General features: G+C 45.0%; 11 protein-coding genes, 1 rRNA gene and 1 other annotated feature (1 of these 13 only partly in view). All 12 genes read right to left on the bottom strand.

The annotated features are described in order from the left end of the window. Positions 1 to 122, bottom strand: a binding site (T-box leader) (it extends 100 nt beyond the left edge of the window). 47 nt (positions 123 to 169) lie between these two features. Beyond that, the gene (gene gltX, locus FZC79_RS20265) at positions 170 to 1627 is read right to left on the bottom strand and encodes a glutamate--tRNA ligase (protein ID WP_148948524.1); all 1458 of its coding nucleotides are present in this window, start codon (positions 1625 to 1627) and stop codon (positions 170 to 172) included. Positions 1628 to 1847: 220 nt separating this feature from the next. Then, a complete protein-coding gene (gene ispF / locus FZC79_RS20260; RefSeq protein ID WP_148948523.1) occupies positions 1848 to 2330 on the bottom strand; it encodes a 2-C-methyl-D-erythritol 2,4-cyclodiphosphate synthase in 483 nt (160 codons plus the stop codon). 19 nt (positions 2331 to 2349) lie between these two features. Beyond that, the gene (gene ispD / locus FZC79_RS20255; protein WP_148948522.1) at positions 2350 to 3036 is read right to left on the bottom strand and encodes a 2-C-methyl-D-erythritol 4-phosphate cytidylyltransferase; all 687 of its coding nucleotides are present in this window, start codon (positions 3034 to 3036) and stop codon (positions 2350 to 2352) included. A gap of 106 nt (positions 3037 to 3142) precedes the next feature. Next, complete coding sequence (locus tag FZC79_RS20250) at positions 3143 to 4231, bottom strand: PIN/TRAM domain-containing protein (RefSeq protein WP_148948521.1); 1089 nt, start codon at positions 4229 to 4231, stop codon at positions 3143 to 3145. Positions 4232 to 4448: 217 nt separating this feature from the next. After that, positions 4449 to 5522 carry a DNA integrity scanning diadenylate cyclase DisA gene (gene disA, locus FZC79_RS20245; RefSeq protein WP_148948520.1) on the bottom strand — a complete coding sequence of 358 codons (1074 nt, stop codon included), beginning with the start codon at positions 5520 to 5522 and terminating at the stop codon, positions 4449 to 4451. Between the two features lie 4 nt (positions 5523 to 5526). Further along, the gene (radA, locus tag FZC79_RS20240; protein ID WP_148948519.1) at positions 5527 to 6903 is read right to left on the bottom strand and encodes a DNA repair protein RadA; all 1377 of its coding nucleotides are present in this window, start codon (positions 6901 to 6903) and stop codon (positions 5527 to 5529) included. A gap of 385 nt (positions 6904 to 7288) precedes the next feature. Beyond that, positions 7289 to 9730, bottom strand: a complete 2442-nt coding sequence (clpC, locus tag FZC79_RS20235; protein WP_148948518.1) for an ATP-dependent protease ATP-binding subunit ClpC — start codon at positions 9728 to 9730, stop codon at positions 7289 to 7291. Between the two features lie 12 nt (positions 9731 to 9742). Then, positions 9743 to 10813, bottom strand: coding sequence for a protein arginine kinase (locus FZC79_RS20230; RefSeq protein ID WP_148948517.1), 1071 nt, complete (start codon positions 10811 to 10813; stop codon positions 9743 to 9745). Continuing rightward, on the bottom strand, positions 10813 to 11355 hold the full coding sequence (locus FZC79_RS20225) for a UvrB/UvrC motif-containing protein (RefSeq protein WP_148948516.1): 543 nt from the start codon (positions 11353 to 11355) through the stop codon (positions 10813 to 10815). The genes FZC79_RS20230 and FZC79_RS20225 overlap by 1 nt, the downstream gene beginning before the upstream one ends. A 15-nt stretch (positions 11356 to 11370) precedes the next feature. Then, positions 11371 to 11832 carry a CtsR family transcriptional regulator gene (locus tag FZC79_RS20220; protein ID WP_148941907.1) on the bottom strand — a complete coding sequence of 154 codons (462 nt, stop codon included), beginning with the start codon at positions 11830 to 11832 and terminating at the stop codon, positions 11371 to 11373. A gap of 381 nt (positions 11833 to 12213) precedes the next feature. Next, positions 12214 to 12312, bottom strand: a complete 99-nt coding sequence (locus FZC79_RS24050) for a CPBP family glutamic-type intramembrane protease (protein WP_148948515.1) — start codon at positions 12310 to 12312, stop codon at positions 12214 to 12216. 1221 nt (positions 12313 to 13533) lie between these two features. Then, a 5S ribosomal RNA gene (rrf, locus tag FZC79_RS20210) occupies positions 13534 to 13650 on the bottom strand. Positions 13651 to 13812 lie beyond the last annotated feature (162 nt).

Raw genomic sequence — 13812 nt, 5'->3', positions numbered from 1 at the left:
CTATTTTCAATAAAGGACTCAGAGGTGCATTTCAAAAAACGAGAGGCTTAAACCACTTTCAGCCGGTGGTGGTTCTCTCTGAAAAGCTTCGTTTTTTTACTTCTCCTCATCAACACTTTGGTTTATTCGCTTAGTGATACTCTTAATATATTACAAACGATCGGAAATGTTAACCCAAAAGACTTTGAATTCGGTGCTTTACTTTATCTTTTCCTAAAAGTTCAATTGCATTCGGAAGCTCAGGGCCGTGTGTTTGGCCGGTTACTGCTACACGGATCGGCATGAACAATTTTTTTCCTTTATGTCCCGTTGACTTCTGGACTGCTTTGATGGATTTCTTGATTTCAGCCGCTTCATAATTCTCCAGCTGATCAATTTCTTCAACAAACGCTTTTAGCACTTCCGGCACCTGCTCTTCTTCCAGGACGGCTTTTGCCTCTTGATCATAATCGATATCCTTCTTGAAGAACATGCCTGAGAGCTCGACAATTTCAGCACCATAACTCATTTGTTCCTGGTACAATGCAATTACTTTGCGCGCCCAATCCCGTTCTTCTTCAGCAGGATTTTCGCCTACTCTTCCCGCCTTAACTAAATGAGGCATTGCTAATGCAGATACCTGATCAAGGTTAAGATTCTTCATATACTGGTTATTCACCCAGAGAAGTTTCTGTTTATCAAATACAGCCGGTGATTTTGATAAACGCTCTGGGTCAAAGATCTCGATGAACTGCTCTTTGCTAAACAGCTCTTCTTCTCCTTTTGGAGACCATCCCAATAAGGCGATGAAGTTGAACAACGCTTCCGGAAGATATCCTAGTTCTTCGTACTGCTCGATAAACTGGATGATGGTTTCGTCACGCTTGCTCAGCTTTTTACGGCTTTCATTCACAATTAAAGTCATATGGCCGTATACAGGCGCTTCCCAGCCTAACGCTTCAAAAATCATCAGCTGCTTTGGTGTGTTGGAGATATGGTCATCACCGCGAAGAACATGACTGATCTTCATTAGATAGTCATCTACGGCAACCGCAAAGTTGTATGTTGGAATGCCATTCTTTTTCACAATGACAAAATCGCCGATGCCATCTGATTCAAACGACACATCATCTTTGACGATATCATCAAATTTATATACTTTTCCTGCTGGAACTTTAAAGCGGATGCTCGGCTTGCGGCCTTCAGCAGCAAGCTTATCCTGTTCCTCTTTAGACAGGTTGGCACACTTGCCTGAATATCTCGGCATTTCGCCTTTAGCCTGCTGTGCTTCACGTTCTGCTTCCAATTCCTCTTCCGTACAATAACATTTATAAGCAAGGCCTTTATCTAAAAGCTCTTGATAATACTTGCTGTAGATGTGATTTCTTTCAGACTGGCGGTATGGACCATACTCTCCGCCTTTATCCACACTCTCATCCCAGTCAATCCCAAGCCATTCTAAATATTTAAGCTGGCTTTCTTCGCCGCCTTCTATGTTACGTTTTTCATCTGTGTCTTCAACCCTGATAATGAACTTTCCACCAGTATTGCGGGCAAAAAGATAGTTAAAAAGAGCTGTTCTGGCATTACCGATATGTAAATGTCCGGTTGGACTCGGAGCATAACGCACTCTGATTTCGTTTGTCATGAGTATTTCCTCCTCGATTCTCAGTATCTCTGCAATATTTTATCACCGTTGGGTAGATGAATAAAGCTTTATTGTGATTGCTGATAAAAATAGTGACCATGAACTTTTTTTCCAAAGGCATCGTTTTTAAACTTATTAGATTCCGGTGATTTCTGCTGCAGGTGCCCGACTTCGCGGGGCAGGCTATTAATTCTTACAAATCAGGACCGCATTCGCGGTATTATTCAGCTGATTTAACAACCAATACTGTTGCCTGCGAGGCAATTCCTTCTCCCCGGCCGGTAAACCCAAGCTTTTCAGAAGTGGTTGCTTTCACATTCACCTGTGAAATATCTGCTTCCAGGAGCTCAGCAATTCTTTCTCGCATTTGGGCAATGTAAGGAGCCATTTTTGGCATTTGGGCAATGATCGTACAATCGATATTCGCTAATTCATAGCCTTCCTCTTTTACCAGGTTCCAAACATGGCTTAACAATTTTCCTGAGTCAGCATCTTTGAAATCTGGGTCTGTATCCGGGAAATGCTTCCCGATGTCTCCCGCAGCTATGGTTCCAAGGCATGCATCCGCTACAGTATGCAGGAGAACGTCCGCGTCTGAGTGGCCCAGGAGCCCTTTCTCATAGGGAATGGTTATTCCTCCGATGATCAGCGGCCTCCCTTCTGTCAGTTGGTGAACATCGAATCCTTGTCCGATTCTGAACATACGAAACTTCCTTTCGGTTCTATATTTGCCTTCTCTTTGCGAGGATCGCCTCTGCAAAATATAAATCTTCCGGCGTTGTTATCTTTATATTATCATAGTCACTTTCCACAATTCCGACTTTTCTGCCCAGCCTCTCTACAAGCGAAGCATCATCTGTTCCTGTAAACGCCTCTTCCTCAGCTCGTTGATGGGCCTCCATTAAGAGAGTATGGCTAAAAGCCTGGGGTGTCTGGACTTGCCACAAACTCGAACGTTCAATGGTTTCCTGGACGATGCCATCCGCTGCCTTCTTGATTGTATCTTTTACAGGTGCAGCCGCTATGGCAGCGCCCATTTTATCGGCCTTCTTCACCAGCTCCTCTATGACTTCACCTGTCACGAATGGTCGGGCTCCATCATGGACGAGAACCATATGACTGTTCTCTGCGGACTTTATTGCATTGTAGACACTATGCTGACGTTCCTTTCCGCCCAGAACCATCTTTCGGGCCTTGGTAATGCCATAATTCACAGTCAATTCTTCAAAGATGATCTTATCATCAGGATGGACAGCCAAAATGATTTCTTCACAATCTGCATGCCTTTCAAACACTTCCAAGGTATGGATTAGGATGGGGCGCCCCTCCAGCTCCAGCAGCAATTTATTCCTGCCCGCTTTCATCCGCTTCCCCTGGCCTGCTGCCGGCATAATCACTTGGTAATTCATATGTAAACTCCTATCTCTATCAACCGATAAAAAGGCGGTGACAGAACTCTTTTCAGAGAACATTTGCCACCGCCGGTTTTTATCATGCTGTTATTATCTTTTTACTTTATAATGCTTTTTCCAATTGTTTCGGCTTGGCAAATATCATTCTTCCTGCAGAAGTCTGGAGCACACTTGTCACCAGGACTTCAATGCTCTTGCCGATATAATTCCGGCCTTCTTCAACCACTATCATGGTTCCATCATCGAGGTAGGCAATACCCTGCTTCTGTTCTTTTCCATCCTTGATGACCTGGACGCGCAGTTCTTCCCCAGGCAGGACGACAGGTTTTACAGCATTGGCTAAATCGTTGATATTCAAGACCTGAACGCTTTGCAGATCACATACCTTGTTTAAGTTGAAGTCATTCGTCACAACAATACCGTTCGTGATTTTGGCAAGCTTCACCAGCTTGCTGTCCACTTCCTGAATTTCTTCAAAGTCACCTTCATAGATCTGGACTTCAATCGGCAGTTCTTTTTGAATGCGGTTCAAAATATCAAGGCCGCGCCTTCCGCGGTTTCTCTTCAAGGCATCCGAAGAGTCCGCAATATGCTGCAGCTCCTCCAGGACGAACTGAGGGATCACAACGATTCCTTCCAAGAAGCCGGTTTGGCATATATCCGCGATACGCCCATCAATGATCACACTAGTATCAAGGATTTTCAGTGTCTTCTCAGGGACCTCGATGTCGTCATCAGATCCTTTCTTCTTCGTTTTGTTGCCCATAGAAAAAAGATTGATCAATTCATCCCTTTTCTTAAAGCCTACCTGGAAACCGATATATCCAAGCAAAAGGGTCAACAGGATCGGCACTACGGTGTTGACGATCGGGATCTCCATTGAGTTAAAAGGAATACCGAAGAGATAAGCAACGAACAATCCGAGAATTAATCCCAGGCTTCCAAAGAGGATATCCGTAACCGGTGCTTTCACGAGTGTATCTTCAAACCACTTCACTAGATTCTCCACGTACTTAACTGCCCAGAAAGTTAATATATAAAAAATAATAGCTCCTAAGATGGCAGTTATATAAGGGTTGTTTAATAAAGGTTCATCTGACAAATTAACTAATTTAAGTAAATCGGGAAGAAGAAAAATCCCCAATGTCCCTCCTAGTATAAGGAAACATGCTTGAACGATTCTCTTTAACATCCCCTCACCTCCTCCTACTCATTATAAACAATTTCCTTTTTTTGAAACGTATAAAAACGGAATATTTTTTGAATGTCATTAAAATGAAACACGTTTGTTATTATAGTATAATTCCCCTATCGCTCTTCCTTTGAAAAAAGGCTAACACTTAATCTGATGGGTGTCAATTTTAAAAAAGGAATATTTTAACACAAATAGAACGAGCGGGACCAACAGCCTACAGCTGCCTGTCTGCGAAAGTCTGTTCCCTGATCAATTTTAATCCCTGCTTGATCTTCCGGGCCCTCACCTCACCAATGCCTTCCACTTCATCCAGTGCGTCTACATCCGCTTTCAGGATATTCGGCAGAATCTCAAAACTCGTCACCAGATTCTCTATAATAACAATCGGCAGTCTCGGGATTTTGTTCAAGACTCTGTAGCCTCTCGGGCAGACACCGTCATCCAGGTGAATATATCCGTTATAGCCCAGCAGTTTAAGGAGTACTGTATCATCCAGCACTTCGGAATGGACCAGTTCTTGAAACTTATGAAGGAGATCAAACGGTTTGATATCACGCACGTGGGAATAATCCCTTATGATCAGCATCGCTTCCTCTTCGATATCTGAAAGAAGTTCATTCATCTGCAGCCTTATCAATCTGCCTTCCGTTCCAAGCTCACTCAAATAGGTCAAAAGCTCATTCTTGATGCGAAGCACCATTTCAAAGCGGTGGAGGACCTGCAGAAGATCGCTGTATGTGACAAGCTCTTCAAATTCTAGGACAGATAGGTTTGAAATGCTCTGGTCCAGCACAACCTTATACTTCTCAAGTGTCTGAATGGCCTGGTTTGCTTTCGTCAGGATATTTGAAATATCTTTCAGCGCATATCTGAAATTTCCCTGATACAGGGTAATGACATTTCTTCTTTGGGAAATAGCGACCACCAGGGACTTGGTCTGCTTGGCTACACGTTCAGCAGTCCTGTGCCTCATACCCGTTTCGGAAGAAGGTACAGTCGCATCCGGAGCGAGCTGTGCATTGGCCAGGATGATTTTGGTGCCTGAATCATTTAAGATGATGGCTCCATCCATCTTCGCCAGTTCATAAAGATAGCTTGGCGAAAACACACTGTTTATATGGAAGCCCCCATCCACCAATGATTTCACTTTGTCATTGAAACCAATCACGATAAGTCCTCCGGTATTCGCCCTAAGGACGTTGTCGATTCCTTCACGGAGGGGAGACCCAGGAGCGACAAACTGCAGGATATCGGACATGGACTTATCCTGTACCTTCTTATCATTCATGTATTTATCCTCCTAAAATTTGCTTCAATGCTTCATTGATATTTTTCACACCGACGATTTCGATTCCTGAAGGAACCTTCCATCCTCCGATATTATTAGCAGGGATGATCACTCTCTTAAAACCGAGTTTTGCCGCTTCCTGAACACGCTGTTCGATTCTGGACACCCTTCTGATCTCTCCTGTCAGCCCCACCTCGCCTATAATGCAGTCAAAAGCATCCGAGGACTGGTCCCTGAAGCTTGAGGCGATGGAGGCAGCCACAGCCAGGTCAATTGCAGGCTCATCCAGCTTCACTCCGCCAGCTACCTTCAAGTAAGCATCCTGATGCTGCAGCAAGAAACCCGCTCTTTTCTCAAGGACAGCCATAATCAAAGAAACCCTGCTGTGGTCAATCCCTGTCGCCATCCTTCTTGGATTGTTAAAGCTTGTTGGAGTGACAAGCGCCTGGATTTCAACCAGGACAGGTCTGGTTCCTTCCATGGAGGCAACCACTGTCGACCCGGCAGCGCCCTGCGACCTCTCCTCAAGGAAGATTTCAGACGGATTATCCACTTCTTCCAGCCCGAGTTCTTTCATTTCAAATATGCCCATTTCATTAGTGGAACCAAACCGGTTTTTGACCGCTCTTAAAATCCGGTAAGCATGATGCCTTTCGCCTTCAAAATAGAGTACAGTATCCACCATATGTTCCAACAGTCTCGGACCTGCTATAGAGCCCTCTTTTGTAACATGCCCGACAATAAATATTGCGATTCCTTTTGTTTTCGCAATTCTCATTAATTCTGCAGTACACTCCCTGACCTGCGAAACACTGCCGGGAGCCGAAGTGACCTCGGGATGGAAAATCGTTTGAATAGAGTCGACAATCACAAACTCAGGAGAAAGCTCTTCGATGGTGCCATGGATGGCTTCCAAATTTGTTTCAGCATAAATATATAAGTCATCCGCTTTTATTTCAAGGCGGTCTGCTCTAAGCTTAGTCTGTTTGATTGATTCCTCGCCGGATATATATAGAACTTTGTGTTTACCCTCAGCCAGCTGAGATGAAACCTGTAAAAGCAAAGTGGATTTCCCAATTCCAGGATCACCGCCAATCAGGATCAGCGAGCCTGGAACAACGCCCCCTCCAAGCACTCTGTTTAACTCCTTGGAGTCCGTTTCCACCCTGGGTTCCTGCTTTGATTGGATGGATACCAGTTTTTCAGCCTTTGACGGGCCTTGGTCAACAGAATGCTTAAAAGCACCTCGAGGCTGTTTTCCGGTGATCTCCACTTCTTCGACCATCTTATTCCATTCTGAACATCCTGGACATCGTCCCATCCATTTCGCTGATTCGTATCCGCAAGACTGACACATGAATTTGGTTTTTTTCTTAGCCAACTCTATAACCTCTCTCTTCATATCTATGTGAATTATTTTATTGAAATACTTCTATTGGGAATGATTGTAGCTTTTTTACGGGAAGGTTACAAATATGAGGGGTCTCTCAAAAAGATAAAGTTCAGAGCATCCGTATTTTTTCTGTTTTCACTGGGGAATGTGGCAAACTGCCGCTGCCGCTTTTTTACGTTTTTTATCAGTAAGCTTTGCAGACGGGCCAGTAGATGGATCGGCTATAATCCAGAAATCAATCTCTACTTGTCTAAAAACAAGAAAAGGCAAGCCAAGAGCAGCCTTCTTCCCGGGGAGAATTCACTTGTACAGTGACCCTCTCACCTGGAAGACCATTCGACTGCTCTTGCTTTGCTTTGCCTTACTCTATCTCTTATGAAGACGTCTTGGTCGTTTCCCTCATTTTGACTGTGAATTCTTTATCTTCCACATCAATGAGTACACTTTGCCCTGTCAGCACAGTTCCTTTCAGAAGCTCTTCAGAAAGGCGGTCCTCAATATGCTTCTGGATGGCACGGCGCAATGGACGTGCTCCGTATTCAGGATCGAAACCTTCGTCTGCGATTTTCTCTTTAGCAGCATCCGTTAGCTCGAGGCTGATATCCTGCTCTTTCAATCGATTCGTCAATTGATCGGACATCAATGTCACAATTTCTTTTAAATGTTCTTTTTCCAGCGAATGGAAGACGATGATTTCATCGATACGATTCAGGAATTCTGGGCGGAAGGCTCTTTTCAGCTCTTCCATCACTTTTCCTTTCATATCTTTGTAATCCTGCTCACCATCCTGGATGTTGAAACCAACGTATTTATTCTTTTTCAGGGATTCTGCCCCAACATTAGAAGTCATAATCAGAACCGTGTTCCTGAAATCGACGGTGCGGCCTTTACTATCAGTCAGACGCCCATCTTCCAGCACTTGAAGCAGGATATTGAACACATCCGGATGTGCCTTCTCGATTTCATCCAGCAGGACAACAGAATATGGTTTACGGCGCACCTTTTCAGTCAGCTGCCCGCCTTCCTCATATCCAACATAACCTGGAGGGGACCCCACAAGTCGGGATGTCGAGTGTTTTTCCATATACTCGGACATATCGATCCGGATCATGGATTCCTCATCACCGAACATAGATTCTGCCAGCGCCCTGGCCAATTCTGTCTTTCCGACACCCGTCGGCCCAAGGAATACAAATGAACCAATTGGTCTCTTAGGGTCCTTCAAGCCGGCTCTTGCTCTTCTTACAGCTTTGGAAACGGCTTTAACTGCTTCATCTTGTCCGATTACCCGAGAATGAAGAATTTCTTCAAGTTTCAGGAGCTTATCCGTTTCAGTCTGAGCCAGTTTTGAAACTGGAATCCCGGTCCAGCTTGATACCACTTTAGCGATATCTTCGACTGTGACTTCGGTATTCTCCTGCCCCTGCTTTTCTTTCCAGGTTTTTTTCGTTTCTTCAAGCTCTTCCCTTAAACGCTGCTCTGTGTCTCTAAGGGAAGCAGCTTTTTCGAATTCCTGGCTTTGGACTGCCGCATCTTTCTCCTTTCTAATCTCTTCAAGCTTCACTTCAAGTTCTTTAAGATTAGGAGGGGTAGTATAAGAGCGCAATCTTACCTTAGAACCGGATTCATCAATCAAGTCGATTGCCTTATCCGGAAGGAATCGGTCTGAAATGTAACGGTCTGAGAGTTTAACAGCCGCTTCGATCGCTTCATCCGTGATGGATACACGGTGATGGGCCTCATAACGGTCACGAAGGCCTTTTAAAATTTGAATGGACTCATCCGGTGTCGGCTCATCAACCTGGATCGGCTGGAATCTTCTTTCCAACGCTGCATCCTTCTCAATGTACTTTCGGTACTCATCAAGCGTCGTCGCACCAATACACTGCAGCTCACCGCGGGCGAGTGACGGCTTAAGGATATTGGAAGCGTCGATTGCACCTTCCGCACCGCCTGCTCCGATTAATGTATGAAGTTCATCAATAAAGAGGATGATGTTCCCCGCCTGGCGGATTTCATCCATAACCTTTTTAAGACGGTCTTCAAATTCACCGCGGTATTTAGTCCCGGCAACCACTGTACCCATATCCAGTGTCATGACCCGTTTGTCACGAAGGATTTCTGGTACTTCGTTATTGACGATCTGCTGCGCAAGTCCTTCAGCGATTGCTGTTTTACCAACGCCGGGTTCACCGATCAAGACCGGGTTATTCTTCGTTCTGCGGCTGAGCACCTCAATTACACGCTGGATTTCTTTGCTCCTACCGATGACCGGATCAAGGCTGTCTTCCCTTGCGATAACGGTAAGATCCCTTGCCAGACTGTCCAGAGTAGGCGTATTTGCATTAGTGCTGGTACCGCTTTGATGGCCGTTGGATTCGTTGCTGCCAAGCAGCTGCAGTACCTGCTGCCTTGCTTTATTAAGGCTGACACCAAGATTGTTCAGCACACGTGCCGCCACTCCTTCTCCTTCCCTGATCAATCCCAGGAGGATATGCTCAGTACCTACATAAGAATGGCCAAGCTTTCTTGCTTCATCCATTGACAGTTCGATGACTTTTTTCGCTCTCGGAGTGTAATGGATGGTCTGGGAATTCTCCTTGCCTTTCCCGATCAGCCCCTCGACTTCTTTCTGAATTTTTTCAGGGCTCAACCCAAGGGCAGTCAATCCTTTCGCTGCGATTCCTTCACCCTCGCGTACTAATCCTAAAAGAATATGTTCTGTTCCGATGTTGCTATGAGACAAACGGATAGCCTCTTCCTGTGCTAAAGCCAAAACCTTTTGGGCTCTTTCAGTAAATCTGCCAAACATCATAATCGTCTCCTCCTAACTGCTTCTATTCTCAAGTTTAATTCGTTCCCGAATAAAGGCCGCTCTTCTTATGTCCCTCTCGTCAGGGCGGAGCGGTCCGCCTGAATATTGCTGTAAAAACCCTGGCTGGGTCAGTATCATTAATTCATTTAATATATTGCGGGATATATTTTGTATATACCCTAAATCAATCCCCAATCTCACATCAGACAAACATTTAGCAGCTTCTTTTGATTCGATGATCCTGCAATTCTCCAATACACCCAGAGAGCGGTACACTCTGTCTTCTAATTGTATGTTTGAAGTTTTCACTAATGCTTCCCGCGCTGATTGTTCTTGCGCGATAATCTGCTTGACGACACCCGTTAAATCATCCACGATGTCCTCCTCGGATTTTCCGAGTGTGATTTGATTGGAGATTTGAAATATATTACCTAAAGCTTCGCTGCCTTCACCGTAAATTCCTCTAACAACTAATCCAAGCTGGTTGATAGCTGGAATGATACGGTTCATTTGCTGAGTGATGATCAAAGCCGGAAGATGCATCATCACCGATGCTCTCAAACCTGTTCCCACATTGGTTGGACAGGAAGTCAGATAACCGCTTTTTTCATGAAAAGCGAAGTCCAGCTTGCTCTCCAGCCAGTCATCTATCTCATCTGCCTTCTTCAGGGCTTCCTTCAATTGAAGGCCGGGATACAAACACTGTATACGGATATGGTCTTCTTCGTTGACCATGATGCTGATATCTTCCTTTTCAGAGAGAACAACCCCGCCATAGCTGGAATCATCGGCCAGATTAGGACTGACGAGATGCTTCTCCATCAATACACGCTTTTGGAGCGGCTGCATCTCAGACATCTTCAATAATTCAAGGTTTCCATGTTCACCTGACTCACCGCTGATACTCTCCTGAACTTTCCCAAGAATCCTGTTTGCTTCCTCTGAAGAAAAAAGAGTCGGAAAAAGGTAATCGCTTAAATTACGGGCAAGGCGGATTCGGGTGCTCAATACGACATCCGAGTTCGGCCCCTCTTCACTCATCCATGAACTTGAAGCTTGGCTCAAAAACTTCTCTAACGACATTACTTCCCGCCTCCCTCTTGGCGAATTTCCTTCTCAAGGGAACGAATTTCATCCCTCACTCCAGCTGCCTGTTCAAACTCTTCATCGTGAATGAGCTGCTGAAGCTCGGCTTTTAAACCAGTAATCTTTTTCTTTAGATGAATCGTACCGCCCATTCGTGAAGGCACCTTGCCATGATGCTCCACATTTCCGCTGTGTACCCTCTTCAAAATCGGCGTCAATTCATCTTTAAATGTTTCAAAGCAGCTTGCACAGCCAAACCGCCCTACCTGGATGAACTGTTGAAAAGTCAGTTTACACTTCTCACATTGAAGCACTTCCTCGGAAGAAATCTGCTTCTCCTGCTGTTTCATAGCGGGACTTAAGTTTAAAAGTCCGGAAAGAAGGCTGTTTACGGAAAAAGAAGGAGAGCCGTCGAACATGAACATTTCCCCTTTTTCCTGGGCACATCTCTCACATAAATGGACTTCTGTCTTTTCCCCGTTCACTATCTTTGTAAAATGGAGAGTGGCAGGTCTTTCATTACACTCCTGGCAAATCAATTCAACTCACCTCTCCTATTTATATTTCAATGTAATCAGCATCGCCTTCAGCATTCTTGCCCTTAACTCATCTCTCTCAGGCAACTCTATATAAATTACCGAGCGATCCATCACACTTAACATTATTTTCGCTTCTCTTAATGTAATAACCTCTTCTTCCACTAAACGATACACCAGATCTTCCGCTGAACTTTGGGCGACCCTGGAGTCAACCAGGGAAATCAACTGGTCGACCAGATGGGCATGATCATGGGAATGAACCTTCATTATGCGGATATATCCCCCGCCGCCCCTCTTGCTCTCTACCATGTATCCTCGTTCAATCGTGAACCTGGTATTGATAACATAATTGATTTGGGAGGGGACACACTGAAACTTGTCAGCAATTTCGCTGCGCTTTATCTCGACAATCTCATTGCCGCTTGATTCAAAAACCTTCTTAAGGTAGTTTTCGATGATATCGGAAATATTCCTCATCAGGCCTCCTCCTCTTTTGACTTTGACTATATTTGACTAAGATTATACAACAGAACAACTTATGATTGCAATCGATTAATCTGCCTTAAAAGTTTTCCCAGGTCTAGGGGTTTCTTAAACCTGTGAATTGACGAATATGCAAAAATGGACTCTATAAGAAGACCATCATATCAGGAGCCGTATTAAATTATATTTAAAAAGCAGGGTCATTGACACATTCAAAATAACGGGAACAGCGATTGGGACCAATATGTTATCGGCAGAAAAATACACCTACCCAAGCAAAATAACTGGCAGCAGGATAGTAAGGAACATCATCGGTTATTTAAAATAACGGGTATGCATGATAACAAATACCCCAGTCGCAAGGATAACGGCAGCCTATTCGTTCTTGAATATCAGAAAAAATGCATTCTGAATGATTCCTCTAAAAAGTAGTTCTTCGAATATGCCAACCGTCAACATAAAGAAAAAAATCAATCCATTTCAATGATCAGCAAAGGATAGATTCCTTTCATCCATTAATGTGCAGGCAGTAAATAAGCCATGAGCAGTCCGTACAATATAAGTGCCATGGAAGATACGCCTGTAAAGATTAACATCTCTGACGAATCTTGAAAATTAAAGAAGCTCTCTGCAGGCAGCACACCGGTTACTAGATACAAAAATATAACCGAACAGCATAATATACTGGAGGCTATTAGGGTTACATAGTCATAATCCTGTTTTCAATTAAGAATATTACTAGGCAGAGTCCACTCAGGTTCTTTTTCTCTCACCTCCTTGACCTTCTTGCTCCTCCCCATCCTCGCTCCTGCATTAGATTCCACAATGTGAAGACACATCTAAGCAGAAAAGGGATCACTCATGTACCCAGAGGCGCAGCGTGAGGACATATCCTCTCCTAAAGCAAGCCACTCATGTACCCAGAGACGCTACGTGAGGACATATCTATGCCGATAACAAGTCACTCATGTATCCAGAACGGCGATGCGAAGACATATCTACTCAAAAAACGAGTCACTCATGTACCCAGAGCCTCGACATGAGGACATATCTACTCCGAAAGCAAGTCACTCATGTACCCAGAGAGAATCTATTTGGGGATCTCCCCCTTTTTAAACACAAAAAAGAGCACCTCTTCGGGTACTCTTTTGGTCGCCTGGCGACGCCCTACTCTCACAGGGGAAGCCCCAACTGCCATCGGCGCTGAAGGCTCGGACGGCGATGAGCGGCGAATCTCTTTGTCCGTTTCGCTCGTTCACATCCTCATGGGCGGTTGCCCACTGCGATGTTCACTCCCTCGCGTCCTCGACCTTCTTGCTCCTCCCCATCCTCGCTCCTGCGTTATAAGAGAGTCTATTTTTGGGGATCTCCCCCTATTATTTGAACACAAAAAAAGAGCACCACTTCGGGTACTCTTTGTCATGCCTGGCGACGTCCTACTCTCACAGGGGGAGCCCCAACTACCATCGGCGCTGAAGGCTCGGACGGCGATGAGCGGCGAATCTCTTCGTCCGCTTCGCTCGTTCGCATCCTCATGGGCGGTTGCCCACTGCGGTGCTCTCTCCCTCTCGTCCTCGACCTTCTTGCTCCTCCCCATCCTTGCTCCTGCGTCTTATGGATTTGCGGAGAAAAGGGGATCTCCCCTTTTTTTTTGGAATACAAAAAAAGAGCACCCCTTGGGTACTCTTTTAGGTTGCCTGGCGACGTCCTACTCTCACAGGGGGAGATCCCCCAACTACCATCGGCGCTGAAGAGCTTAACTTCCGTGTTCGGCATGGGAACGGGTGTGACCTCTTCGCCTTAGTCACCAGACATATTCAATTGAAAGAACATCGTTCTCTCAAAACTAGATAAAGTATTAGAAGAAAGAAGAAAGCATTCCGAGTTTCGCTGTTATTCGTGGTTAAGTCCTCGATCGATTAGTATCTGTCAGCTGCACGTGTCGCCACGCTTCCACCTCAGACCTATCTACCT

Origin of the sequence: Rossellomorea vietnamensis, from assembly GCF_008180615.1 — a bacterium.
Classification (GTDB): Bacteria; Bacillota; Bacilli; order Bacillales; family Bacillaceae_B; genus Rossellomorea; species Rossellomorea vietnamensis_D.
The sequence above is the reverse complement of the archived record's forward strand: the minus strand, read 5'-3'. Positions and strand labels throughout refer to the sequence as shown.

Bases quoted from the DNA above. Each gene is read 5' to 3' on its own strand.
- FZC79_RS20250 (WP_148948521.1), bottom strand. From the start codon at position 4,231: ATGTTAAAGAGAATCGTTCAAGCATGTTTCCTTATACTAGGAGGGACA.
- FZC79_RS20230 (WP_148948517.1), bottom strand. From the start codon at position 10,813: ATGTCGTTAGAGAAGTTTTTGAGCCAAGCTTCAAGTTCATGGATGAGT.
- FZC79_RS20220 (WP_148941907.1), bottom strand. From the start codon at position 11,832: ATGAGGAATATTTCCGATATCATCGAAAACTACCTTAAGAAGGTTTTT.
- ispD (WP_148948522.1), bottom strand. From the start codon at position 3,036: ATGAATTACCAAGTGATTATGCCGGCAGCAGGCCAGGGGAAGCGGATG.
- gltX (WP_148948524.1), bottom strand. From the start codon at position 1,627: ATGACAAACGAAATCAGAGTGCGTTATGCTCCGAGTCCAACCGGACAT.
- disA (WP_148948520.1), bottom strand. From the start codon at position 5,522: ATGAATGATAAGAAGGTACAGGATAAGTCCATGTCCGATATCCTGCAG.
- ispF (WP_148948523.1), bottom strand. From the start codon at position 2,330: ATGTTCAGAATCGGACAAGGATTCGATGTTCACCAACTGACAGAAGGG.
- clpC (WP_148948518.1), bottom strand. From the start codon at position 9,730: ATGATGTTTGGCAGATTTACTGAAAGAGCCCAAAAGGTTTTGGCTTTA.